General features: G+C 67.6%; 24 protein-coding genes. 10 read left to right on the forward strand and 14 right to left on the reverse strand.

Translation table 11 applies throughout. The features are described from left to right. Positions 1-305: 305 nt before the first annotated feature. A complete protein-coding gene (aceA, locus tag AC5P53_RS18195; protein ID WP_019337654.1) occupies positions 306-1,607 on the reverse strand; it encodes an isocitrate lyase in 1,302 nt (433 codons plus the stop codon). 64 nt (positions 1,608-1,671) lie between these two features. After that, positions 1,672-3,294 carry a malate synthase A gene (gene aceB, locus AC5P53_RS18200; RefSeq protein WP_075076692.1) on the reverse strand — a complete coding sequence of 541 codons (1,623 nt, stop codon included), beginning with the start codon at positions 3,292-3,294 and terminating at the stop codon, positions 1,672-1,674. A gap of 110 nt (positions 3,295-3,404) precedes the next feature. Between aceB and AC5P53_RS18205 the strand changes: the two genes are divergently transcribed. After that, positions 3,405-4,373: a LysR family transcriptional regulator gene (locus tag AC5P53_RS18205; protein ID WP_046427979.1), complete on the forward strand. Its 969-nt coding sequence runs from the start codon at positions 3,405-3,407 to the stop codon at positions 4,371-4,373. A 328-nt stretch (positions 4,374-4,701) separates the two neighbouring features. After that, a complete protein-coding gene (locus AC5P53_RS18210) occupies positions 4,702-5,610 on the forward strand; it encodes a LysR family transcriptional regulator (RefSeq protein ID WP_014645561.1) in 909 nt (302 codons plus the stop codon). Between the two features lie 118 nt (positions 5,611-5,728). Here the strand turns inward: AC5P53_RS18210 and AC5P53_RS18215 are convergent, their stop codons facing one another. Both AC5P53_RS18215 and lepB read right to left on the reverse strand, forming a co-directional pair. Beyond that, positions 5,729-6,985 carry an MFS transporter gene (locus AC5P53_RS18215; RefSeq protein ID WP_134808405.1) on the reverse strand — a complete coding sequence of 419 codons (1,257 nt, stop codon included), beginning with the start codon at positions 6,983-6,985 and terminating at the stop codon, positions 5,729-5,731. A 123-nt stretch (positions 6,986-7,108) separates the two neighbouring features. After that, positions 7,109-7,735: a signal peptidase I gene (lepB, locus tag AC5P53_RS18220; protein ID WP_014645559.1), complete on the reverse strand. Its 627-nt coding sequence runs from the start codon at positions 7,733-7,735 to the stop codon at positions 7,109-7,111. 275 nt (positions 7,736-8,010) lie between these two features. Here lepB and AC5P53_RS18225 point away from each other — a divergent pair, with 275 nt between their 5' ends. Both AC5P53_RS18225 and AC5P53_RS18230 read left to right on the forward strand, forming a co-directional pair. Further along, a complete protein-coding gene (locus tag AC5P53_RS18225) occupies positions 8,011-8,412 on the forward strand; it encodes a hypothetical protein (protein ID WP_014645558.1) in 402 nt (133 codons plus the stop codon). 3 nt (positions 8,413-8,415) lie between these two features. Beyond that, positions 8,416-8,862, forward strand: a complete 447-nt coding sequence (locus AC5P53_RS18230) for a 3-dehydroquinate dehydratase (RefSeq protein ID WP_004153636.1) — start codon at positions 8,416-8,418, stop codon at positions 8,860-8,862. 146 nt (positions 8,863-9,008) lie between these two features. On the opposite strand, the gene dcp is transcribed toward AC5P53_RS18230, so the two are convergent. From dcp to arfB, 3 genes are all read right to left on the reverse strand, one after another. Then, complete coding sequence (dcp, locus tag AC5P53_RS18235) at positions 9,009-11,165, reverse strand: peptidyl-dipeptidase Dcp (protein WP_142235528.1); 2,157 nt, start codon at positions 11,163-11,165, stop codon at positions 9,009-9,011. Positions 11,166-11,275: 110 nt separating this feature from the next. Continuing rightward, positions 11,276-11,878: a lysophospholipid acyltransferase family protein gene (locus AC5P53_RS18240; protein ID WP_014645556.1), complete on the reverse strand. Its 603-nt coding sequence runs from the start codon at positions 11,876-11,878 to the stop codon at positions 11,276-11,278. A gap of 4 nt (positions 11,879-11,882) precedes the next feature. Further along, positions 11,883-12,314, reverse strand: coding sequence for an alternative ribosome rescue aminoacyl-tRNA hydrolase ArfB (gene arfB, locus AC5P53_RS18245; RefSeq protein WP_005420755.1), 432 nt, complete (start codon positions 12,312-12,314; stop codon positions 11,883-11,885). A gap of 113 nt (positions 12,315-12,427) precedes the next feature. Here arfB and AC5P53_RS18250 point away from each other — a divergent pair, with 113 nt between their 5' ends. Beyond that, positions 12,428-12,976: a DUF2059 domain-containing protein gene (locus AC5P53_RS18250; RefSeq protein WP_401730180.1), complete on the forward strand. Its 549-nt coding sequence runs from the start codon at positions 12,428-12,430 to the stop codon at positions 12,974-12,976. A 70-nt stretch (positions 12,977-13,046) separates the two neighbouring features. Here the strand turns inward: AC5P53_RS18250 and AC5P53_RS18255 are convergent, their stop codons facing one another. Beyond that, a complete protein-coding gene (locus AC5P53_RS18255; protein ID WP_014645554.1) occupies positions 13,047-13,790 on the reverse strand; it encodes a pseudouridine synthase in 744 nt (247 codons plus the stop codon). 85 nt (positions 13,791-13,875) lie between these two features. Further along, positions 13,876-14,463, reverse strand: coding sequence for an O-methyltransferase (locus tag AC5P53_RS18260; RefSeq protein WP_014645553.1), 588 nt, complete (start codon positions 14,461-14,463; stop codon positions 13,876-13,878). A 166-nt stretch (positions 14,464-14,629) separates the two neighbouring features. On the opposite strand from AC5P53_RS18260, the gene AC5P53_RS18265 reads away from it, so the two are divergent. From AC5P53_RS18265 to AC5P53_RS18280, 4 genes are read left to right on the forward strand one after another with little or no spacing between them, the layout of a single operon-like run. Continuing rightward, positions 14,630-15,241, forward strand: coding sequence for a PIG-L deacetylase family protein (locus AC5P53_RS18265; protein WP_014645552.1), 612 nt, complete (start codon positions 14,630-14,632; stop codon positions 15,239-15,241). Next, complete coding sequence (locus AC5P53_RS18270; RefSeq protein ID WP_014645551.1) at positions 15,241-16,380, forward strand: glycosyltransferase family 2 protein; 1,140 nt, start codon at positions 15,241-15,243, stop codon at positions 16,378-16,380. Before AC5P53_RS18265 ends, AC5P53_RS18270 begins: the two co-directional genes overlap by 1 nt. Next, the gene (locus tag AC5P53_RS18275; protein WP_032962223.1) at positions 16,367-16,972 is read left to right on the forward strand and encodes an LbetaH domain-containing protein; all 606 of its coding nucleotides are present in this window, start codon (positions 16,367-16,369) and stop codon (positions 16,970-16,972) included. Before AC5P53_RS18270 ends, AC5P53_RS18275 begins: the two co-directional genes overlap by 14 nt. A 4-nt stretch (positions 16,973-16,976) precedes the next feature. After that, positions 16,977-17,762 (forward strand): YaiO family outer membrane beta-barrel protein, encoded by a 786-nt coding sequence (locus AC5P53_RS18280; protein ID WP_495227480.1) that lies wholly within the window; start codon positions 16,977-16,979, stop codon positions 17,760-17,762. A gap of 52 nt (positions 17,763-17,814) precedes the next feature. On the opposite strand, the gene ubiB is transcribed toward AC5P53_RS18280, so the two are convergent. Then, complete coding sequence (ubiB, locus tag AC5P53_RS18285; protein WP_014645548.1) at positions 17,815-19,470, reverse strand: ubiquinone biosynthesis regulatory protein kinase UbiB; 1,656 nt, start codon at positions 19,468-19,470, stop codon at positions 17,815-17,817. Next, entirely contained in the window at positions 19,467-20,102 is a 636-nt protein-coding gene (locus tag AC5P53_RS18290) for a ubiquinone biosynthesis accessory factor UbiJ (RefSeq protein WP_005420772.1), read from the reverse strand. The genes ubiB and AC5P53_RS18290 overlap by 4 nt, the downstream gene beginning before the upstream one ends. A gap of 335 nt (positions 20,103-20,437) precedes the next feature. Between AC5P53_RS18290 and ddlA the strand changes: the two genes are divergently transcribed. Continuing rightward, complete coding sequence (gene ddlA / locus AC5P53_RS18295; RefSeq protein WP_241887721.1) at positions 20,438-21,532, forward strand: D-alanine--D-alanine ligase; 1,095 nt, start codon at positions 20,438-20,440, stop codon at positions 21,530-21,532. 76 nt (positions 21,533-21,608) lie between these two features. Here ddlA and AC5P53_RS18300 read toward each other — a convergent pair whose 3' ends face one another. The 3 genes from AC5P53_RS18300 to oleC all read right to left on the reverse strand — a co-directional run bounded on the left by AC5P53_RS18300 (position 21,609) and on the right by oleC (position 24,493). Then, positions 21,609-21,764 (reverse strand): DUF1328 domain-containing protein, encoded by a 156-nt coding sequence (locus AC5P53_RS18300; protein WP_005407633.1) that lies wholly within the window; start codon positions 21,762-21,764, stop codon positions 21,609-21,611. Positions 21,765-21,845: 81 nt separating this feature from the next. Continuing rightward, entirely contained in the window at positions 21,846-22,838 is a 993-nt protein-coding gene (gene oleD / locus AC5P53_RS18305) for a 2-alkyl-3-oxoalkanoate reductase (protein WP_241887719.1), read from the reverse strand. After that, positions 22,835-24,493, reverse strand: coding sequence for an olefin beta-lactone synthetase (oleC, locus tag AC5P53_RS18310; RefSeq protein ID WP_134808402.1), 1,659 nt, complete (start codon positions 24,491-24,493; stop codon positions 22,835-22,837). Before oleC ends, oleD begins: the two co-directional genes overlap by 4 nt. Positions 24,494-24,577: the final 84 nt, after the last annotated feature.

Below are 24,577 nucleotides of genomic sequence, written 5' to 3' on the forward strand. Positions count from 1 at the left end.
CTGGTCACGGGTGTCCGGGCAAAACTCCTGCTGGATCAATCCGATGCCGGGCTTCACAGGGTTTCGGCCAAGTTGCCGGCACCGGGGTGCGCCTGATTGACGCTCCGCGCGTGCTGCGCCCTTGCATCGATACAACAACGCCGGCAGGTCCCCCGACCGGCCGGCGTTGTCTGGCCCTTCCCTGGCCACCCTGATCACCCGGAGCCCGGTAGTGCCGGCCGCTGGCCGGCAACTGCATGGGCTTCGGAAACATCGATGGGTTGCCGGCCAGCGGCCGGCACCACCGGATCACGCGGCGCGCCGCATCACGCCGCGCGTTCGCTGCGCCCGCCATGGAACTGTTCTTCCTCGGTCGAGCCGGTCAGCGCGGTGGTCGACGACTGGCCCTGCTGGATCGCCTGGGTCACCGCATCGAAGTAGCCGGTACCGACCTCGCGCTGGTGCTTGACCGCAGTGAAGCCGCGCTCGGCCGCTTCGAACTCGGCTTCCTGCAACTCGACGAACGCGCTCATCTGGCGGCGTGCGTAGCCGTGGGCCAGATTGAACATGCCGTAGTTCAACGCATGGAACCCGGCCAGGGTGATGAACTGGAACTTGTAGCCGTAGCTGCCCAGTTCGCGCTGGAACTTCGCAATGGTGGCGTCGTCCAGGTTCTTCTTCCAGTTGAAGCTGGGCGAGCAGTTGTAGGCCAGCAGCTTGCCCGGGAACTTCGCATGGATCGCCTCGGCGAACCTGCGTGCGAATTCCAGGTCCGGCTTGCCGGTCTCGCACCACACCAGGTCGGCGTAGGGCGCGTAGGCCAGGCCACGGCTGATCGCCTGGTCCAGGCCGTTGCGGGTCTTGTAGAAGCCTTCGACGGTGCGCTCGCCGGTGGTGAACGGCTTGTCGTTGCCGTCGATGTCGCTGGTCAGCAGATCAGCCGCTTCGGCATCGGTGCGCGCCACCAGCAGGGTCGGCACACCCAGCACATCGGCGGCCAGCCGCGCGGCATTGAGCTTCTCGATCGCCTCGCGGGTCGGCACCAGCACCTTGCCGCCCATGTGCCCGCACTTCTTCACCGACGCCAACTGGTCTTCGAAATGCACGCCGGCGGCACCGGCCTCAATCATCGCCTTCATCAGCTCGAACGCATTGAGCACGCCGCCGAAACCGGCCTCCGCATCGGCGACGATCGGCTGCAGGAAGTCGATGTCGTCCTTGCCTTCGGCGTGGTGCAGCTGGTCGGCGCGCAGCAGCGTGTTGTTGATGCGCTTGACCACTGCCGGCACCGAATCGGCCGGGTACAGCGACTGGTCCGGATACATCTGCCCGGCCAGGTTGGCGTCGGCCGCCACCTGCCAACCGGACAGGTAGATCGCCTTCAGGCCCGCCTTGACCTGCTGCATGGCCTGGTTGCCGGTCAATGCACCCAGCGCGTTGACGAACTCGCGCTCATGCAGCGATGCCCACAGCTTCTCCGCACCCAGGCGGGCCAGCGAATGCTCGATGTGGACGGTGCCGCGCAGGCGCACCACGTCGGCGGCACTGTAGTTGCGCTGGATGCCTTCCCAGCGCGGGTTGGTATCCCAGTCGTGCTGGATCTGTTCGGCAGTGGGCAGCTTGCTCATGTCTTTCTCCAGTTCGGTTCGTGCGTGCAGCGGGGAGGGAAACGGCGGGAAACGCGGGCGGCGATCAGTCGATGCGCGCGTAGGCCGGCAGGGTCAGGAAATCGGTCAGTTCGTCGCTGCGGCTCAGTTCGCCGAGCAGGGCGATGGCCTCGCCGATGCGTGCGCCACCGGGCAGCGTGGCGGTGTCACCCAGCCGTGCCGGCAGCTGAGCCAGCGTGGCATCCAGCAGTGCCAGGTCGATGGCGGTGCCATCGTCCAGCTGCTGGCCCGGCGTATGCAGCCACTGCCACAACTGGCTGCGGCTGATCTCGGCGGTGGCCGCGTCCTCCATCAGGTGGTGGATCGGCACGCAGCCGTTGCCATCCAGCCATGCCGCCAGGTAGCGCACGCAGACTTCCACGTTGCCTTCGAAGCCGGCGCGGGTGATGGTGCCGGGCGGCCGTGCGATCAGTTCGTCGCGGCCGACGCACACATCCTGGCGCAGCACGCTGTGCTGGTTCGCACCGGGCATGTGTTCGTCGAAGATCGCCATCGCCACCGGAATCAGCGCCGGATGCGCGACCCAGGTGCCGTCGTGGCCGGCGGTCACTTCGCGCAGCTTGTCAGCGCGCACGCGGGCCATCGCCTGTTCGTTGGCGGCGGCATCGTTGTTGATCGGAATCTGCGCGGCCATGCCACCCATCGCATGTGCACCACGGCGATGGCAGGTCTGGATCAGCAGTTCCGAATAGGCCTTCAGGAACGGCTGGGTCATGGTCACCTGGCCGCGCTCGGGCAGCACGCGGTCGGCGTGGCGCCGGAAGGTCTTCAGGTACGAGAAGATGTAGTCCCAGCGCCCACAGTTCAGGCCGACGATGCGGTCACGCAGCGCGTGCAGGATCTCATCCATCTCGAACACCGCCGGCAGCGTTTCGATCAGCACGGTCACCTTGATCTGGCCGTGCGGCAGGCCGAGCATGCCTTCGATGTGCGACAGCGCGGTTTCCCACAGCGCCGCCTCTTCCATGCTCTGCAGCTTGGGCAGGTAGAAGTACGGGCCGCGGTCCTTCGCCTGCAGGGTGCGGGCGTTGTGGAAGGCGAACACCGCCGCGTCGAACAGGCCGCCGGCGATGAACTGGCCATCGATGCGCACGTGCTTTTCGTCCAGGTGCCAGCCACGTGGCCGCACGATCAGCACCGCCTGCTCGTCATGCGGGCGCAGCGTGTAGTGCTTGCCATTGGGGGCGGTGTAGTCGAGATCGCCACGCACCGCGGCGGCCAGCGACTGCTGCCCGGCCAGCAGGTTGCGCCAGGTCGGCGAGGTCGAATCCTCGAAGTCGGCCATGAACACCTTGGCGCCGGAGTTCAGCGCGTTGATGACCATCTTCGGATCGGTCGGGCCGGTGATCTCGACGCGGCGGTCCTGCAGCGCGGCCGGCAGCGGCGCAACGCGCCAGTCGCCGCTACGGATCGCAGCGGTGTCCTCGCGGAAGTCCGGCAGGCCGCCCTCGTCGAAGAACGCCTGGCGCTCGCGGCGCGCCTGCAGCCGTGCCTGCCGGCCCGGTTCCACCGCACGGTGCAGCGACACCAGCAGGGCCAGCAGCGGCGCCGGCAGCACGGTGTCCTGGCCGGCCACGCGGGTCGCCAGGGCGATGCCGGGGGTAGCCTTGCTGGCAGGGGTGGGAACAGCGGAAGCGACGGCGGACATGGGGCGACTCCAGCGGTGGGGGAACGTCTCCACGGTGCCGCTGGGCCGGAGTATTTGGCAAAACAGTTTTTGCAATGTTCGACATAAGTTGTGCTAATACTCGTGACACGATGAGCACACGCACCCCGCCAAGTCCGCGTTTTTCCTACAAATCCGACCGGCTGAAGCCATTGCGTGCGTTCTGCCAGACGGTGCGCCTGGGCTCGGTCTCACGGGCGGCTGAGGCACTTTTCGTCAGCCAGCCGGCCATCAGCCTGCAGTTGCAGGCCCTGGAACGGGAACTGGGGGTGCCGTTGTTCGAGCGCAGTGGGCGCCGCCTGGTACCCAGCCGCGAGGGCCAGCTGCTGTACGAGATGGCGCAGCCGCTGGTGGAGAACCTGGACGGGCTGGAGGCGCGCTTCCGCGACAAGGTGCGCGGCCTGGATGCGGGCGAGCTGAACATCGCCGCCAACAGCTCGACGATCCTGTACCTGCTGCCGAAGATCGTCGAGCGCTTCCGCCTGCACCACCCGGACGTGCGCCTGACCCTGCACAACGCGATCAGCGCCGATGGCACCGACCTGCTGCGCGAGGACGCCGCCGACCTGGCGATCGGTTCGATGACCGATGTACCGGCCGACCTGACCTACGCCCCGGCCTACCGCTTCGAGCAGGTACTGATCGCGCCGCACGACCATCCGCTGGCCAGTGGCGGCGAGCTGGAGCTGGCCGACATCGCGCGCTATCCGCTGGTGCTGCCGCCGAAGCGGCAGATCACCTACCGGCTGGTTGACCAGGTATTCCAGCGCCACCGCATCGCCTACACCGTGGCACTGGAAGTGGGCGGCTGGGAGGTGATCAAGCAGTACGTGGCGATGGGCATGGGCATTTCCATCGTGCCGGCGCTGTGCCTGAACGAGGCCGACCGCGAGCGGTTGGCGGCGCGGTCGATGAAGCGCTGGTTCCCCGAGCGCAGTTACGGGGTGATCGTGCGCCGGGGCAAGGCGCTGTCGGCGCAGGCGCGCGCGTTCATCGAGCTGATCCAGCCGGAGTTGTTCAGTCCGCGCGATTACGACCAGAGCGGGCATTCGGAGCGGTGAGGGGTGTTCGGCAGGGCTGCGCCCTGCACCTGCTGAAGCCAAAGCAACAGCAAAAGCCTGCCATCCGTAGATGGCGGGGCGGTGTGGGTGGGCAGGACACGCCGTGAACCCCTCCTTGGGGGCTCGATGGCGCCATCCATGGCGCCAACGGTCCCCACCCACACCGCCCCGCCTCTGACAGTTGGTCGCTGCTGTTGGTGGGTGTCGACCTTGGTCGACACGGTAGATCCACGCCATGCGTGGATGACGGGTGACCGGGGTCAGATCCGTTTTCCGCAGGAAAACGGATCTGACCCCATTTGTGGCTGGCGATGCATAGACTGGGCGCATGTCCATCGAACTCCGCCACCTGCGTTACTTCCTCGCCGTTGCCGATACGCTGCACTTCGGCCAGGCGGCGGAGCGGCTGGGCATGTCGCAACCGCCGCTCAGCCAGCAGATCCGCCAGCTGGAAGACCTGATCGGGGCGCGCCTGTTCGTGCGCAGCCATCGTCGTGTGCAGCTGACGCCTGCGGGTGAGCTGCTGCAGGAGCGCGCACGGGCCATCGTGCAGCAGGTGGAAACCGCGGTGGACGAGGTACAGCGCGCGCAGCGCGGCGAGCAGGGCGAACTGCGTATCGGCCTGACCCGGGCCACGCCGCTGTCGCCGCAGATTCCGCGTTCGATCCTGCGCTACCGCCAGCAGTACCCACAGGTGCGGCTGCAGCTGAGCGAGATGAACACGTTGCAGCAGATCGATGCGCTGCTCGACGGTTCACTGGACGTGGGCATCATCCGCAAGCGCGCATTGCCGCCGGAGCTGGTGGCGCACAGCCTGTTCGTCGATCCACTGGCGTTGATCGTGCATGCCGACCACCCTGCCCTGCGCAGGCTGTCGAAGCAGGGCACGTTGTCGCTACGCGACTTCGCGCAGGAGCCGTTCGTGGCATTTCGCCGCAGCGCGGGCGCGGGCATCCATGACCACATGATCGCGCTGTGCGCGGCCGCCGGGTTCACGCCGCGCATCGTGCAGGAAGCCGGTGAGGCATCGACATTGATCAGTCTTGCGGCTGCAGGCCTGGGTGCGGCGATCCTGCCCTCGTCCTGCGATCACATCCGCGTGGAAGGCGCGCGCTTCGTGGCGCTGGCCGATGCCGGTGCGCATTCGGAGGTGCAGCTGGCATGGCACCGCGAGGGGGTGACGCCGCTGATCCGCAACTTCGCCGGGCTGTTGCGCGGGGCGTTCGCCGAAGGGTGAAGTGCCACCCACCTAGGTTTGGTAGACGCCAACCTTGGTTGGCTGCCGTGCCAGAGCGCCGACCAAGGTCGGCATCTACCAGAGCAACGCCGCGCCCGTGCGGAACGCGAGGCTGGCGTCAGGCCGTGACCGGCTGCGGCGCGTGCTGCTGCAGCGCCCAGACGATGCCGCCCCCGATCAGGGTCAGCACGGCAGCGAACGCGCACACGCCCAGCCAGTCCCAGGCCGCGTAGGCCAGGCCACCCACCCCGCCCAGCACGCTGGAGCCCAGGTAGTAGGCGAACAGGTACAGCGCCGACGCTTCCGCGCGCATCGTACCGGCACGGCTGCCGACCCAGCTGCTGGCCACCGAGTGGCCACCGAAGAAGCCGAAGGTCACCAGCGCGATGCCCAGGGCCATCGTGCTCAGCCACGGCATCGCCAGCAGCGCGATGCCGGCGCCGATCAGCGCGAACGAGATCGACAGGATGCGGCCGCGCCCGTACCGCGTGGCCTGCTGGCCCATCCACGCCGAACTGAAGGTGCCCACCAGGTACACGCTGAAGATCAGCCCGACCACGGTCTGGCTGAGGTGGTACGGCGGCGCCAGCAGGTGATAGCCCAGGTAGTTGTAGAGGGTGACGAACACGCCCATCAGCACGAACGAGGTGGCGAACAGCCACGGCAGGCCCCGGTCGGCGAACAGCGTGCGCCAGCGCGACGGCAACTCGCGCAGGCCATCGCGTCGCGCGCTGAAATGGCGCGACGGCGGCAGCTGCAGCCACAGCAGCACGGTGCTGGCCACGGCGATGATCGAGACCACGCCGATGCCCCAGCGCCAGCCCCAGTGATCGGCGATGATGCCGGCCAGCAGGCGCCCGCTCATGCCACCGATGGCGTTGCCGCCGATGTACAGGCCCATCGCCAGGCCCAGCGCGCGGCTGTCCATCTCCTCGACCAGGTAGGTCATCGCCACTGCCGGCACGCCGCTCAGCGCCAGGCCAAGCAGGGTGCGCAGCACCAGCAGCGTGGTCCAGTCGTCCACCAGCGCCGTGCTCAGCGACAGCATGGCCGACGCCAACAGCGCAACGATCATCAACGGGCGACGGCCGACCGCATCGGACAGCAGGCCGGCCAACAGCATCGCCACCGCCAGCGTGCCGGTGGTCAGCGACAACGACATCGCGCTGCCTGCGGCGGACACGCCGAAGTGGCGGCTGAACTCGGGCAGCAGCGGCTGCACGGTGTACAGCAGGCCGAAGGTGGAGAAGCCGGCCAGGAACAGTGCCAGCGCGGTGCGGCGGAAGGCCGGCGTGCCCTGCTGGATGCGGGTCTCGGCGATGGGATCGACAGTGGGGGGGCGGCGCTCGACGGCCGCCGCGGTTTCGCCAGTCATGGGATCGAAGGGCCGGTGGGGCGGCCGGGCATGGGAGGGAACGGGCCTCAGACTAGGCCTGTCGATCCAGTCGATCCATAACCTGATAAGTCAGGATTGATACCCAAGAAGTATCAATTCAGCTTACAGGCGCTGCCACTCGAAACCGTCGCCGCGGCGGTAGTACACCGCCACCGCACGGCCGTAGACCTTGTCGGCGTCGACGAAGCCGAAGAAGCGGCCGTCGAAGCTGTTGCCGCGGTGGTCACCCAGCACCAGCACCTTGCCGGCCGGCACCACCAGATCGGCGATGTCCGGACCGCCGCCCATGTCCAGGTCGAGGCGGGCACGGCGCTCGCCGAAGGCTTCCACGTCCTGCAGATCGGCGATCTGCAGCGGCTGGCCGTTGATGCTCAGATGGCCCTCGCGCATCTGCACGTGGTCACCGGCCACCGCCGCCACGCGCTTGATCAGGCGGGTGCCGTCGGCCGGTGAATCGAACACCGCCACTTCACCGCGCTGCGGGACGCCGGTGGCCATCAGTTCCTTGCCGGTGAACGGCAGGCGCAGGCCGTAGGCGCGCATGTCCACCACCACCCGGTCGCCCGGCTGCAGGGTCGGCTGCATCGAGCCACTCGGCACCACGTAGTGGTTGGCGAGGGTATCGCGGGCGGCGGCGAGCAGGCCGAGCATCACCAGCAGCGGCAATGCTTCCTTCTTCAGCCAGACCAGCGCGCGTTCGGACAAGGGAGGACGGGCAGCAGCATCCATGACAGGCTCCGGGTAGGTGGTAGCTGCATCAGACCACATCCAGGCGGGAGAGGTTCCCGCGACGCGATCCGGTAGAGCCGAGCCCACGCTCGGCTTGTTCCTTGCAGCGTCGAGGTTGCCCGACTGGGGCGCAGAGCGGCCGAGCGCAGGCTCGGCTCTACAGGAAGGGTTACGCAGGTTTTACGCGCGGGACCGGCCGCGGGCATCGCACCTTTACGGGCGGCACGCGCATCGTGTGCCCACCGCGCCGCAGGGCGCATTCCGCAAGGTGTTGTATGACCCTCCTGGTGATCCGCCACGCCTCTTCGTCGGCACCGCGTCCCCAACTGCCGACGCAGCTGGCCGGCCATCGCGTGCTGTGCAGCGACTGCGCCAGCCTGTCCGAGGTACGCCAGTGCCTGTGCCAGCCGCAGGCGCGCTCGGCCGACTGGGTACTGCTGGATGTCGGTACCGCTGACGAGGCGCAATGGCAGGCCGAAGGTGGCGCGCTGCAGGCGGCGCTGGAACGGCTGCCGGCGCAGTACATCGAACTGCAGGCCCCCAGCGAACCCGGTCTGGAGGCACGCCTGCGCCTGCAGCACGGTCCCGCCGCCGTGGTGGTCGACCAGCGCAGCCAGCAGGCCGGCTACCCGTTGTCGCTGGCCATTGTCGGCCGCCGCCTGGCACAGGAGGGCTGAGCCATGTCGATCTTCATCATCCGTGGCCCGGAAGCGGCCGGCGCCCTGATCCGCACCGCGATGCCGCTGCCGGCACCGGTCCTGAAGTCACTGGTGCATCGTGCGATCGACGCCGGCACCAGCGTGGCGATCCGTGCCTGTGGTTCTGAACAGGAACTGCTGGACGCCCTACGCGTGGCCGACCACAGCCGCGGCGAGGTGACCCTGCTCGACCCGGGCGCGTGTGCCAACAGCCTGCGCCTGCAGCGCCTGCTGCCGTACCTGCACAACGCCTATGTGGAAGTGCATGACGACGGCGCGGTAGCCGAGCCGTGCCTGCCGGCTGGTGTCGGCCAGCGCCTGGGCATCGCCGCCGGCTACGGCGCGCAGAGTTACGTGCTGGCGCTGGATATCGCGCTGGATCACCTGGGCCTGGCCGAGCAGGCCAACCGGGTACACGTGGGAACGTAACGCTGTTTGTAGAGCCGAGCCCATGCTCGGCTGCCTTTCCAGGAACCATCAGCCGAGCGTGGGCTCGGCTCTACAGAAGAACGTCGAGCATGGCTCGACGCTACAGAAAGAAAAACGGCGGGGTTGCCCCCGCCGTTTTCGCTTTCTTACTTCAACCCGCGGAACTTCAGCAGCGGTTCCACCGACGGGTCCTTGCCACGGAAATCGCGGTACAGGGTCGACAGTTCCACGCTGTTGCCGCGCGAGAGGATCTTGTCGCGGAACTCCTGGCCATTGGCCGCGGTCAGGCCACCGTGCTCGGTGAACCACTGGTAGGCGTCATGGTCGAGCACTTCGGCCCAGAAGTAGGCGTAGTAGCCGGCCGAGTAACCGCCACCCCAGATATGGTCGAAGTAGGTGGTGCGGTAGCGCGGCGGCACCTGCGGCAGGTCGACCTTGAACTTCTTCAGCGCGCTGGCTTCAAAGGCGCCGACATCCTGCAGCGGCGCGTCGGCCTTCTGCGTGTGCCAGGCCAGGTCCAGCAGCGCGGCCGACAGGTACTCGGTCGTCGCGTAGCCCTGGTTGAAGCTGCGTGCCTTGAGGATCTTGTCGACCAGCTCCTGCGGCATCGCCTCGCCGGTCTTGTAGTGCTTGGCGTAGTTGGCGAACACCTTCGGGTCCAGCGCCCAGTGCTCGTTGAACTGCGACGGGAACTCGACGAAGTCGCGCGAGGTCGCGGTGCCGGCGATCGACGGGTACTTCACGTTCGAGAACATGCCGTGCAGCGCATGGCCGAACTCATGGAACATGGTGGTGACGTCGTCGAAGCTGATCAGCGCAGGCTGGCCGGCGGCCGGCTTGGTGAAGTTGCAGACGTTGTAGACCACCGGCTTGGCACCGGTCAGGCCGTCCTGTTCGACGAACACGTCCATCCAGGCGCCACCGGACTTGCTGTCACGCTTGAAGTAGTCGGTGTAGAACAGCGCCAGCGAGGTGCCGTCCTTGTCGAACACTTCGTACACCTTCATGTCCGGGTTGTAGGTCGGAATGTCGGTGCGCGGCTTGAAGGTGATGCCGTACAGCTGGGTGGCGGCGTAGAAGACGCCGTTCTGCAGCACGTTGTCCAGTTCGAAGTACGGCTTGATCTGCGACTCGTCCAGATCGTACTTGGCCTTGCGCACCTGCTCGGCGTAGAAGTCCCAGTCCGAAGCGGCCACCTGGAATCCGCCCTTCTGCGCGTCGATCACCTTCTGGATCTCACCGGCTTCGGCACGCGCCTTGGCAGTGGCGGCCGGCACGGTATCGGTCAGCAGCTTGAGCGCGGCGGCCGGGGTCTTGGCCATCTGGTCGCCCAGCTGGTAGTCGGCGAAGGTGTCAAAGCCGAGCAGCTTGGCCTTCTGCGCACGCAGCTGGGCCAGGCGCTGCACGGTCTGCCGGGTGTCGTTGGCATCGCCGCGCTCGGCGCGGGTTTCCGAGGCCTTCAGCACGGCGGCGCGCTGGTCGCGGTCGCTCAGCGAGCCGAGCACCGGCTGCTGGGTGGTGTTCTGCAGCGGCAGCAGGAACTTGCCATCCAGCTTGCGGTCCTTGGCGGCGGCGGCAGCGTTGTTGATAGCGCCCTCGTCCAGGCCGGCCAGCTTGGCCTTGTCGTCGACGACGACGGCCGCAGCGGCGGTGGCGGCCACCAGGCGGGTATGGAACTGGGTGGAGAGGGTGGTCTCTTCCACGTTGAGCTTGCGCAGGGTCGCCTTGTCGGCGTCGGACAGCTGCGCACCGGCGCGCACCAGGCCGTCGTAGTAGTGCTCCACCAGGCGCTTCTGCACCGGGTCCAGCTCCAGCGTGTCACGCTGGTCGTACAGCGACTTCACGCGCGCGAACAGCTTCGGATCGAGGTTGATCTCGTCCTGGTGCGCGGCCAGCTTCGGCGCCACTTCTTCCTGGATCTTCTGGCGTGCGTCGTTGGTATCGGCCTGGACCAGGCCGAAGAAGATGCGCGACACGCGGGTCAGGGTCTCGCCGCTGCGCTCCATCGCCACGATGGTGTTGTCGAAGGTGGCCGGCTCGCTGCTGTCGGCGATCCTGCGCACGTCGGCCAGGTGCTGGCGCATGCCCTCTTCGAAGGCCGGCAGGTAGTCGCTGTCCTTGATCTTGTCGAACGGCGGGGCCTGGAACGGCAGCGTGCTGGCACTCAGCAGCGGATTGGTGGAGGCTTCGGCCGGCTGCTGGGCCGGGGTCTTCTGGGCATCGGACACGGGGGTGGACTCCTTGCCGGAACAGGCCGCCAGCGCCAGGCTGATGGCGGCGGCCAGGACTACGGTACGCGACATGTAAAACGCTCCTTGGGCAGACGGTATGGATACCAGCCCTCCACCCTACTCCTGTCGCGCTCGCCCGGCATGTGCCGGACGTGGCGTCTATGCGGCGGCCTGCAACCGGCTCAGACCGTGCCGCGGGTCTTGCCGATCCAGGGCCGGTAGAACTCGCGGATGGCAGCCATGTCGGCCACATCGTCGCCGCTCGGGGTGAACAGCGGACCGATGCCGATGGTCTTTTCCGGATAGTGGAAATACGCGGTCAGGATCGGTACGTCAGCCATCCGGGCGATCTTCAGGAAACCGGCCTTCCAGTCCTTCACCGCCTTGCGGGTGCCCTCGGGCGTGATGGCGAACCACATCTTCTCGTTGTTGCGCAGCAGGTCCACGGCCTGGCCGACGGTGCCCTGCGGCGAGCTGCGATCGAGCGGGATCACGCCCAGCTTGTGCAGCAGCGGGCCCAGCGGCCACCAGAACAGCGAGGCCTTGCCCAGCACCTTCACCTTCATGCCCAGCGCGATCTTCGCCGCCATGCCCCACAGGCCGTCCCAGTTGGACGAATGCGGGGCGATGATGAAGACCAGCCTGGGGATGTCCGGCAGGGTGCCGGTCACCTTCCAGCCGCCCATGCGCAGGGTGCAGCGCGCCAGCCAGCGCAGGAAGGCGTTGGGTTTGACCTGCGGCATCTGCGGCGGCACGGCCGGCAGCAACGAAGTCGGGTTGTTCAAGCAATCACTCCCAGTCACGTGATGAGCGCCCGCGCTTGATCTGCGCGCGCCCGCGTTTGGCGTCCAGACGACGCAGTTTCGACCCGAGGGTCGGCTTGGTGGCCTTGCGCGGTTTGGGCACGCTCAGCCCGGCCTGGATGAAGGCCGCCAGCCGCTCGCGCGCATCCTCGCGATTGCGATCCTGGGTGCGGAATCGTTGCGCGTCGATGACCAGCACGCCTTCGCCGGTCATGCGCCGGTCACGCCGCGCCAGCAGGCGCGCGCGCAACGGTTCGGGCAACGAGGGCGAGTTGGCCACGTCGAAACGCAGTTCCACCGCGGTGGACACCTTGTTGACGTTCTGGCCGCCGGCGCCACTGGCGCGCACGAACCGCTCGACGATCTCGCCGTCGGGGATTTCAAGCTGCGCGCTGATGGTGACCGGTCCACTGCCCATCCGCGCATTGTAGCGGCAGGCACGTGGTGAAGTACGCCATCGCGCCCCGTATGCCGCCGATCAGGCACCGAACACGCCGCCTTCGCCTGGGCTGCGGGTATGCTGGCGGTCCCATGTACCGCAGGAAGCCCCGCATGACCCGCTCCACACCCGCCCTGCCGTCCCTGCTGCGCCGCGCCGCCCTGCTGCTGGCGCTGGCCGTGGCCAGCGTTCCGGCCCTGGCCGCCCCGCCGACCGACGGCGACATCAACCGCCTGCTGTCGGCCTCGCGCGCGCAGAGCATGATCGACACCATGGTGCCGCAGATCGAAGCCATGCAGCAGCAGCAGTTCCAGCAGGTGGCCGCGCAGCGCCAGCTCACCGCCCAGCAGCAGGAACAGCTGAAGCGGATCCAGGCCCGGACCAGCCAGACCCTGCGCCAGGCGATGTCGTGGCAACAGCTGCGGCCCATGTACGTGGACCTGTACAAGAAGACCTTCAGCAAGGAAGACGTGCTGGCAATGGCCGAGTTCTACGAGAGCGCGGCCGGCCAGAGCCTGCTGGACAAGACCCCGGCGCTGATGCAGAACGTGATGGTGGCGATCCAGGCGCGCATGCAGCCGCTGTTCGCGGATCTGCAGAAGGACCTGGAAGCGATCGTCAACGAGCCGGAAAAGAAATAACGGGGTGCGCCGGGCCACGCCCGGCCGCTGGCTGTAGAGCCGAGCCCACGCTCGGCTTACCGCAGCAGCATCAGGCGTCGTCCACCTGCCAGCCGAACAGGTCCAGCGCCTTCTGGAACTCGCGATCCAGCGGCGCACTGACATCCACGCTGCCACCGTCCGGGTGCGGGAAGCGCAGGCGCTCGGCGTGCAGCAGCATGCGGTGCACGCCCTGCATGCGGAAGATGCGGTTGTGGCGGCCATCGCCGTGGCTGGTGTCGCCGATCATGTGGTGCGACAGGTGCTTGAGGTGCCGGCGGATCTGCCGGAAGCGCCCGGTCTGCGGCTGGCAGCGCAGCAGCGCGTAGCGCGAACTGCTGAACTCACCCACCGGCACCGACAGCTCGCCGGTGGCCAGGCGCTGGAAGTCGGTGACCGCCGGCTTCTTCACCGGCTTGCCCGGGCCGCCATCCAGGTCATGGTCCACCCGCCAGGACAGCTCGGCCGGCCAGCCCCGGCAGACCGTCAGGTAGTCCTTGGCCACTTCACCCCCCATCAACGCCTTGCCCAGCGCACTGGCGGTCTCGCGGTCGAAGGCCAGCAGCAGGCAGCCGCTGGTGGCCCGGTCCAGGCGGTGCACGAGGAAGATCGGGCGGCCCAGCTGCTCGCGCAGGCGGTCGGCCAGGAAATCATCTTCGCCACGGGCCAGCTTGCTGTCGTGGACCATCAGCCCGGCGGGCTTGTTGACCACGGCCAGGCGCTCGTCCAGGTGCAGCAGCTGCAGGGGCGCGGTTTCGGTCTCGACCGCGGCGAGGGTGTCAGGTTCGGTGCTCACCGCAGGATTATACGGGCGCCCTGATCGGGGTCAGATCCCTTTTCCTGCGGAAAAGGGATCTGACCCCGGGTTGGTGGCGCGGCGGTCAAGCGTTGCGCACGGCCAGAAGCTCGCCGTTGCCCACCGGCACCAGGCTGGTGCCGAAGTCCGGATCGGCATCCAGCAACGCGCGCAACGGTTCCATCTGCGCGGCGTGCGAGGTGGCGTTGTCCACCACCAGCAGGCCCCCCCGCCGCAGCACACGGCGCAGCTGCGGCCACCAGCCGGCGTACTGTTCGCGGTCCGAATCGAGGAACAGCAGGTCAATGCTGGCATCGGCGGCCTGTGCCAGCCACTGCCCGGCATCGCCGTGGACCAGCGTGATGCGATCGGCAAGGCCACTGCGCGCGAAGGTGTCACGCGCCATCGCCACCTTGTCCGCGGCGTATTCCAGTGTGGTCACGTGGCCGTCGATGGCGGCTGCGGCTTCGGCAATCCACAGCGTGGAATAACCGTTGGAGGTGCCGATCTCCAGCACCCGGCGCGCATTGCCGAAACGCACCAGCACCGACAGGAATTCACCGGTGTCCGGCGTGATGTTGAGCATGCGCCGAGCGCGCTCGGTTTCATGCGCGTCGTTTTCAGCACCGAAGCGTGCCAGTTCGTTCTTCAATTCCGAAAGCTGCATCGTCATTGCTTCTTTCATTTGCCACAGCAAGGGTGAGCATTGTGGCCTGTCCGGCCACATTTCGTACTTGTCTTAAGCCTGTACTCCGATGGGGTTGCGATAGTTCCCGCCTTCTTCACGCGGGATGGTCCACCGGCCCGCGGCCCTCATTGGTTTCCGCAAGGACACGGCCATGGTTCTCGACATTCTGGCAATCGGCGCCCACCCCGACGACATCGAACTCGGTTGCGGCGGCAGCCTGGCCAAGCTGGCCCGCGACGGTGCACGCATCCATGCGCTGGTGCTCAGCCGTGGTGGCCGTGGCTGCCATGCCGGCATCGACCGCAGCGACGAATCCCACCGCGCGTTGCGCCGCCTGGGTGTGACCGAGGTGATCCAGCAGGATTTCCCGGATACGCGCTTTCCTGCCTGCCGCAACGACATCGTCGCGGTGATCGAGCAGGCCTGCGCGCAGATCGCACCGCATCGCGTCTACACGATGTGCGGCGAAGACCACCACCAGGACCATCGCACCGTCCATGAAGCGTCAATCATCGCCTGCCGCAGCATCCCGCAGATCCTCTGCTACGAGAGCCCCAGCACCCTGCCGCAGTTCGCACCGCAGGTGTTCGAGGACATCAGCGCACAACTGGACCTGAAGATCCACGCGTTGCGCGAGCATGCCAGCCAGGGCGATCGCCACTACATGCAGGAGGACCACCTGCGCTGTCACGCGCAGTTCCGCGGCCAGCAGATCGGCATCGGCCCCAGTGAGGGCTTCGTGCCCTACCGGCTGGTGCTGTGATGAAAACGCTGCTGTTCCTGGCCATGTGTGCCTTCATCCTGGTGCGTGTGTGCGTGCAGGCCTCGCGTCGCCCCAGCACGCGCCTGTACAGCATCGATGCGATCGTGCCGGCCTACAACGAAGCGCCGTGCCTGGAGCGCTCGTTGACCGGCCTGCTGCAGAACCCCTACGTGGCACGGGTGATCTGCGTGAACGACGGTTCGACCGACAACACCGCCCAGGTACTTGATGCGCTGCAGGCGCGCTGGCCCGGGCGCCTCGTGGCCGTGCACCAGGCCAACACCGGCAAGGGCGGCGCGCTGATGCATGGCCTGCGGCACGCCACCGCCGAGCAGGTGTTCCTGACCGACGCCGACACCCACATCGATCCGCGCGGCCATGGCCTGGGCCACCTGCTGGACGAGATCGAGCGCGGTGCCGATGCGGTCGGTGGCGTACCCTCGTCCAGCCTGCAGGGTGCCGGCTTCCTGCCGCATGTGCGCGCCAGCCTGAAGCTGCCGATGATCGTCATCAAGCGCAGCTTCCAGCAATGGCTGGGCGGCGCACCGTTCATCGTCTCCGGCTCGTGTGGCCTGTTCCGCACCTCGGTGCTGCGCAAGGTCGGTTTCTCCGACCGTACCCGCGTCGAAGACCTGGACATGTCCTGGTCGCTGGTCGCGCAGGGCTACCGTGTCCGCCAGAGCGTGCGCTGCGTGGTCTACCCGCAGGAATGCAACACGCTGGTGGAGGAATGGCGGCGCTGGCGACGCTGGATCGTCGGCTATGCGGTATGCATGCGCCTGCATCGCGGCCTGCTGCTGACCCGCTTCGGCGTGTTCAGCATCCTGCCGATGATGCTGCTTGCCCTTGCCGGCATCGTGCTGACGCTGCAGGTCTGGTTCGGTGCGGCCCAGCTGCATGGGCCGGGTGGCCTCGCCCTGTCGGTGATGCCGTTGTTCTGGATCGGCATCGTCATGTTGCTGGCGGTGATCAGTGCGATCCACCACCGCCGCGCGTCGCTGGTCCCTGCCGCCGCGTTCTCGATGCTGTACGTGCTGCTCGCCTATGCGATCTGGCTGATGCATGGCGTGGCCGGGCTGTTTACCGGCCGCGAGCCGGCACGCGACAAGCCGACCAGGTATCCGCATGTGGTGGAATGACCTCGCCGCCATGGCCGACGCGCTATCGACGCTGCCACCCCACGTCGATTCCAGCGCCCAGGTTTCGCCGCGTGCGATCGTGCGGGGCGAGGTACGGATCGGCGCTGGCAGCCGCATCTGCGACGGCGCCCAGCTGCACGGGCCGGTATCGATCGGCCGCGACTGCCTGATCGGCAACAACGCACTGCTGCGCGGTCCGCTGCACATCGGTGACGGTGTGCGCATCGGCTTTGCCAGTGAACTGAAGAACGCACTGATCGGCGACGGCGCCTGCATCGGCCCGCAGTGCTTCATCGCCGACAGCCGCGTCGACGCCCGTGCCTACCTGGGCGCGCTGGTGCGTACCAGCAACCATCGCCTGGATGGCGCAACGGTCACCGTCCACATCGGCGACACCGTCATCGACAGCCAGCGCGACAAGCTCGGCGCCTGGATCGGCGAAGGTGCCGCGCTGGGCGTCGGCGTGATCATCCTGCCCGGTCGCATCGTCGCCCCGGGCAGCCAGTTCGGCCCGCGCATCACCGTGGAACGAAACCTGCCGCCCGGTCGCTACCGGCTGCTGCAGTCGCTGCATTCCCAACCCCTGGAGTAACCCCATGCGATTGATCATCCGTGGCGCACTACCGTGCGCCCTGCTGCTGGCTGTGTCCAGCGCCCATGCCGGCATCGACCGGGTGTCGGTGCAGCTGGATCATGCCGACTACACCGATGGCTTTGGCAAGCGCGACGTACAGACCGTGGATGTGGCCGGTCGCAGCGGTGACAGCCGCTGGCATCTGGGCCTGGCCCATGGTGAACGCGACTACGGCAGCAAGCGCTTCAGCGGCAATCGGGTGCAGGGCTCCCTGCACCAGCGCTGGAGTCAACGCTTTTCGACCCGCACCGCCTTCACCGCCTCCAACGATGACCCGGTATTCGTCAACCGCCAGCTCAACCAGGACTTCCAGTGGAAGGTGGCACCGCAGACCGTGCTGAGCGTGGGCGGCAAGTACGCCCAGTACCATGCCGGCGCATACGTGAGTGGCTGGTCGGTAGGTGCCTCGCACTACTTCCCGCGCGTGACCACCTCACTGCGCCACGAGCGGCATCGCCAGTCCAATGGGCCCGACGGCCATGGCACCACGCTGTCACTGCGCCTGAAGGATGCGCAGGGCGGTGGTTCGACCCAGCTGTGGCTGGGCAGCGGTACGTCCGGCTACACCGCCGATTCCGATCCGCTGCTGCTGCGCGAACACAATGCACGTCGTGCCTTCCTGCGCCGCAGCCAGCCGCTGGGGGAGCATCTGGTGCTGGACATGGGCATTGGCAAGACCTGGCACAGGACGCGCCTGGACCGCTTCCAGAGCGTGCAGTCGCACCTGGGCCTGGGCTACCACTGGTAGAGCCGTGGCCGGTCGGCGGCGCGTGACGCCGCCGACCCTCGATCAACAGGCTTCAGCGCCACCACGCGCGCGCCAGCGCCAGCGCGCCGACGGCACCGGACACCCAGCTCCACATCGGCAGGTCGCCCCAGTACCAGCCTGGCGGTTGCAGCACGTACACCAGTGCGGCGATGGCCAGCAGGCCGACGCCGGTGATCGCACCGACCGCGCGCTTCTGCAGGCGCTGCACGCTGGCATCGAGCGCGACCAGATCGCGCGAGCGCATCGCCAGCTCATGGCGGCCCTCCACCTGCTGGGTCAGCCAGGCGTGCACCAGGCGCGGCATGTCCGGCGCGTGGGTCATGATTTCCGGCAAGCGCTTGCCGATCTCGCGCACGACCCGACGCGGGCTGTAGCGCTCGCGCAGGATCTTCGCCAGCACCGGCTTGGCCACCGCCCAGATGTCGATCTGCGGATCCAGCTGGCGCCCGACACCTTCGATGTTCAGCAGGGTCTTCTGCAGCAGGATCAGCTGCGGCTGCAGGGTCAGCTGGTAGCGCTGCGCCACGCGGAACAGCTTCATCAGCACTTCGGCCAGCGAGATCTGCGACAGCGGGCGGGTGAAGTACGGCTCGCACACCGAACGCACGGCCGCTTCCAGATCATCGATGCGCACGTTGTCCGGCATCCAGCGCGCCTGCACGTGCAGTTCGGCGATGCGGCGATAATCGCGGTTGAAGATGGCCATGAAGTTCTCGGCCAGGTAGTACTGATCTTCCTGCGACAGCTGGCCCATGATGCCGAAGTCCAGCGCGATGAAGCGCGGGTTGGCGCGACGCGACGGATCGGTATCGACCCAGATGTTGCCGGCGTGCGCATCGGCATGGAAGAAGTTGTCGCGGAACACCTGGGTGTAGAACACCCGCACGCCCTTGGCGGCCAGCGCCTTGCGGTCGATGCCGGCCTTGTCCAGTGCAGCGATGTCATCGGACGGAATGCCCCACACGCGCTCCAGGGTCAGCGCGCGCTCGGCGGTGTGGCTCCAGATCACTTCCGGCACGTACAGGTCGTCGCTGTTTTCCCAGAAGCGGCGCAGCACGCTGGCATTGGCGCCTTCGCGCTGCAGGTCCAGCTCAGCGGCCAGGGTGTTCTCGACTTCGGCCACCACTTCGCGCGGACGGATCTTGTCGGCACGCGGATGGGTACGCTCGACCAGGGCGGCCAGCGAGTTGAGCAGGGCGATGTCGGCGTCGATCTGCTTCTCGATGCCCGGGCGCAGCACCTTGACCACCACCTGGCGGCCATCGGCCAGCGTGGCCGCATGCACCTGTGCGATCGAGGCCGAGGCCAGCGGTTCGGTATCGAAGCTGGCGAATGCCTCGCTGACCGGCAGGCCGAGTGCTTCCTCGACGATGCGGCGCGCGGTATCGCCGTCGAACGGCTTGACCCGGTCCTGCAGCAGGGTCAGTTCGTTGGCCACGTCCGGCGGCACCAGGTCGCGGCGGGTGGACAGGATCTGGCCGAACTTGACGAAGATCGGACCGAGATCCTGCAGCGCCAGGCGCAGACGCGCACCGCGCGACTGTACAGCGATGTCGGCCGAGGCACGCGGCACGAACGGTTTGGCCAGGCGCAGCCAGCGCTCAGCCGGCGTGCCGTGCAGCAGGTCGTCCAGGCGGTAGCGCAGGATCACCCGGCCGATGCGGCTTGCCCGCAGCACGGCCTTCATGCGGCACCCCGCAGGCGCTGGACGCGCGCGCCAAGGCGCTCGACGTCATCACGCAGTACGTCCACATCATCGTGGAAGGCATCCAGTTCGGCGCGCGGTACCACGTCGCGCGATTCCTCGGTGATGAACTCGGCAGCGCTGTGGGCCAGATCGATCGCACCCTGGCGCGCGTGCTGCAGGGCGCTGCGCAGGGTGTTGGCCACCTGCACACCCAGTACCTCGCCGAACACGCTGACGAACGGCTGCTGCCAGTCCGGATCGAAACCCTTGGCCAGCTGCTGCAGGCGTCGCGCCAGTTCGGCGTCACCGGCCACGCGTACACGGCCCTTGTTGTTGGACTCGCCGCGCCGTGCGTTGGCCAGCAGCGGCAGCTGCGCCAGCACGCCGGCCAGGCTGCTGCGCACGGCCAGGTCGGCTTCCTGCGCATCCACCGGGCCGACCCGCAGCTGGTCGCCGTCGACGCTGATGCGCATCGCCAGCGACGGCGCTTCCAGGGTCAGGTCGATGTGCCGGCCATCGAGGCTGGCCAGTGCATGGCGGGTATCCGGATCCAGCGCCAGCGCGCGGTTCAGGGCGATCTGCAGGGCGCGGCCAGCGACCGGCTTGAGGGACTTGAGCAGGGAAAGAGCCATGTGCGCATTCTACCTGCGTGGGTGGGGGGCTTGCGCCGGGCTGCCGCCCGGCACCCGCGGTAGTGCCGGCCGCTGGCCGGCAAGATCAACATCAAAAGCTGGCGATCCGTGGGATGGCGGGGTGGGTCCCGTTGCTGCGCAACGGGCTCTGACCCCAATGCTGATGGGATCTGGCGTTGGTAGATGCCGACCTTGGTCGGCGCTGGATGTCAGGGGGCCAACCATGGTTGGCCGCTACCCGAGCCGGCAGCCCGGTGATTCATCTGTGCCTCACCTGGGTGGCTATGGAAGGTTCATGCTGTACGGCCACGCAACGCACAGGACATCGCATTCCCATGGCACGGACCCGGGTCGGCATCATCTTCGGGGGCAAATCCTCCGAGCACGAGGTTTCACTGCAGTCGGCGAAGAACATCCTCGATGCGCTTGATCGCGAGCGCTTCGAGCCGGTGCTGGTCGGCATCGACAAGCAGGGCCAGTGGCATCTGAGCCAGCCGGACACCTTCCTGATCAACGCCGATGATCCGTCGCGCATCGCGCTGCATCGCTCGGGCCAGTCGCTGGCGGTGCGCCCGGGTGCGGAACAGGCACAGCTGCAGCCGTCCGATCCGGCCAGCGCGCTGGGCCAGATCGATGTGGTGCTGCCGATCGTGCATGGGCCGCTGGGCGAAGACGGTGCGCTGCAGGGCCTGCTGCGCATGGCCAACCTGCCCTTCGTCGGCTCGCCGGTACTGGCTTCGGCAGTGGCGATGGACAAGGACGTGACCAAGCGCCTGTTGCGCGACGCTGGCCTGCAGGTGGCACCGTGGCTGTGCATCCGTCGCCACCAGGCGGCAACGGTCGATGTCGATGCGGTGATCGCACAGCTCGGTCTGCCGCTGTTCGTGAAGCCGGCCAACCAGGGTTCGTCGGTGGGCGTGAGCAAGGTCAAGGACGCAGCGGGCTTCGCCGACGCACTGGCATTGGCGCTGCGCTACGACCACAAGGTGCTGGTGGAATCGGCGGTGGTCGGCCGCGAGATCGAGTGCGCGGTACTGGGCAACGCGCACCCGCAGGCCAGCCTGTGCGGCGAGGTGGTGGTGCACGACGAGTTCTACGCCTACGACACCAAGTACATCAACGAAACTGGCGCCGAGGTGGTGGTACCTGCGGATATCGATGCCGCAACCCAGGCGCGCATCCAGCAGATCGCACTGCAGGCCTACCAGGCGCTGGAGTGTGCCGGCATGGCGCGCGTGGACGTATTCCTTACTGCCGGCGGCGGGATCGTCATCAACGAGGTCAACACGCTGCCGGGCTTCACCCGCATCAGCATGTACCCGAAATTGTGGGGTGCCAGCGGAGTCGATTACACGACGTTGATTACGCGCCTGATCGAACTGGCACTGGAGCGTCACGAAGCCGATCGCGGATTGCACAGCGCCGTGTAGCGTTGTGATCGCCCGCAGAGCCGAGCATGGCTCGACTCTGCGGAAAGCGATGCCGGCCAGCGGCCGGCACTACCGGCTAGCCGCGCTTGCGGAACATCGAGATCACCGCAAGGATCAGGAACACCACGAACAGGATCCAGGCGATGTTCGTTGCGGCGCCGGCAATGCCGGAAAAGCCCAGAACGGCGGCGATGATGGCGATGACAAAGAAAATGATGGCGTAATGCAGCATGGCGCTCCTCGCGGGTGGTCGAGCCTTGGATGGCGTGGGTCCATCCTCCCGATCCTGCGGTGTGCAACCAGTGACGGCGATCTATGCAGCAGATGAAGCCTTCAGCCTGCGCAGCCCTTCTTCGATGCTGACCTGCGGCACATAGCCGAAATCCCGGCGGGCCGGCTCCATGCTGTACCAGTGCGGCGTGCACAGCTGCTCGGCCAGGAAGCGGGTCAGCGGCGGCTCGACACGCAGGCGCAGCAGCGGCCACAGCCGTTCGCAGACCGCGCCGATGCGATAGGCGGTCTTGAAACTGATCGCCTTGTCCACCGTCGGCGCGCCAACAGCGGCCAGCAGCCGGTTGACCAGCTCGCGCATGGGCAGCGGTTCGCCGTTGGAAATGAAGTAGGCCTTGCCCGCACACGCGGCACCCGGCGCCAATGCCTCGAAAGCGAGGAAATGCGCGAGCGCGGCGTTGTCGATGTAGGTGGTATCGACCTTGTTGTTGCCGTCGCCGACCAAGCGCAGGCGGCCCTGACGTGCACGCTCGGCCAGGCGTGGCACCAGCTGCTGGTCACCCGGGCCCCAGATCAGGCGCGGGCGCAGTGCCACCGTCGCCAGCGATACATCGTTGGCGGCCAGCACGCGCTGTTCGGCGATCGCCTTGGTCGCCGCATACGGTGCCTGGAAGTCCTCGCCGTACGGCACCTCGTCAGCCCCCAGGCCTTCCACCGGATGCGTGGCGCGGTGGGTCACGCTGGGCGTTGAGGTGTAGACCAGCCGGTTGATGCCGTGCGCGCGGCATGCCGCAATGACATTGTCGGTGCCGACCACGTTGGCCTGGTGGTAGCTGTCATAGCTGCCCCAGGCGCCGGCCTTGGCGCCGTTGTGGAACACCGCATCGACGCCGGCCACCGCGTGCAGCACTGCCTGCGCATCGGCCAGATCGCCGCGGATCTGGCCCACGCCCATGGCCTGCAGTTCCGGGTAGTGGCTGCGGTTGAACGCCAGCACCTGGTGGCCACGTTCGACCAGCCCGCGGCACAGCGCCTGGCCAAGGAAACCACCACCACCGGTGACCAGGATCTTCATGCGCGCTTCTCCAGTTCGGCGCTGGCCCAGACGGCGAGCTTCTCGCGGCCGATCTTGGCGTTGTGACGGATATCGACGGGGAACGCGGGATGCATCAGGAAGTGCTGCAGGCCGGCCTCAGGCGTGCGCGCTGCGGCATGCGCACGCAGCGCTTCCTGCAACGCCGGGCTGTCGCTCTGGCCACGCTGCAGTTCCACGCACAGCACCGGTACCTGCGCACCCGCCGGGCCAACGCCGACCAGTGCCGTGCGTGCCACGCCGGGCACGGTATTGAACACCGGCTCGACCTGTTCGGTGTACAGCGGCCCTTGTGCGGTTTCCACGCGATGGGTCTTGCGCCCGCAGAACCACAGCCGGCCCTGCGCATCGAAGTAGCCCACGTCACCCATGCGATGGACGATGCGGGTGCTGCCATCGGCCAGCGTCTCGCGGATCTTAGCTGCGGCCGTGGCCTGCGGGCGGTTGAAGTAGCTGTCGGTGGCGGTCGGGCCAGCCACCGTGATTTCTCCCACTTCGCCAACCGCCAGCATGCGCGCCTGCGACCAGTCGGCCAGCGGCGCGTCATCGATGGCGATGATGCGCACTTCGTTCGGGGCCACCACGCTGCCCACGCAGGTGCCGGCGCCGGCCTCGGTGGCCGCGCGGGTACGCTCCAGCTCACGCCCCTCGACCACCGCCACCGGCAGGCACTCGGTGGCGCCGTACGGGGTCCAGAACTGCGCATCGGCGGGCAGCAGGCTGCGGATGGTGGCGACCACGTCCGGCGGCACCGGCGCACCGGCCGAGGTCACCCGGGTCACCGTCGGCAACGGCCGGCCATGCCGGGCCAGCACCCGCATCAATGCCGGCGAGCCGAACAGCTGGGTCACGCCGAAGCGCTGGATGGCATCGTGCAGGCGTGCCGGATCGGCCTGCGCCGGCCGGGTCGGGTCCATGTCCGGGATCACCGAGGTCAGGCCCAGCGCCGGGTCGAACAAGGCAAAGGGCGGGAAGGTCGGCAGGTCCACGCCGCCCGCTTCCATGCCGAACGCGCTGCCCAGCAGCTGGATCTGGCCCACGAAGTGGCGGTGGCGGTAGACCACGCCCTTGGGCACACCGGTGGAGCCGCTGGTGAACAGGATCGCCGCCATGTCCTCGCCATCGGTGTCGGCCAGCATCGCCCCGCCCTTGGCGCCGGCGCGCTCCAGCGCAGCCAGGCTGGTACCACCCCAGCCGAGGCGGCGGCCAACGGTGACCAGGCGGGTCGCCGACGGCGCCCAGCGCAGCGCCAGCCGCGCCACGTGCGCCAACGGAATGCCGATGAAGGCCTGCGGCTGCGCCTCGTCCAGGCACTGTTTCAGCGCGCGCTTGTCGATGCCCGGATCGACCAGCACCGGCACCGCGCCCAGCTTGAACAACGCGAACATCAGCAGGAAGAACTCCGGCGACGGCCGCACCATTACCACCGTGCGCACTCCACGGCCGATCCCATAGCCGGCCAGGCCGGCGGCCATGGCATCACTGCGGGCGTCCAACTGGCGGTAATCCAGGGTGACATCGTAGGCGGCCATGCCGTTGCCGGCGCCCCGGCGGCCCGGGCAGCGGATGGCGATCTGGTCAGGGCGTTCACGCGCCAGTTCAGGCAGGCGCGCGGCAATGTTGCAGGGTCGGTTCATCCGTTCATTGTCGCCGCTTACGGAATTTCTTGCGCGGCGGCCCACTTCGTGGAAAATCCGCACCCTCGTTCCTGATTCCGACTG

Source organism: Stenotrophomonas sp. YJH_SMC_82 (assembly GCF_059368875.1).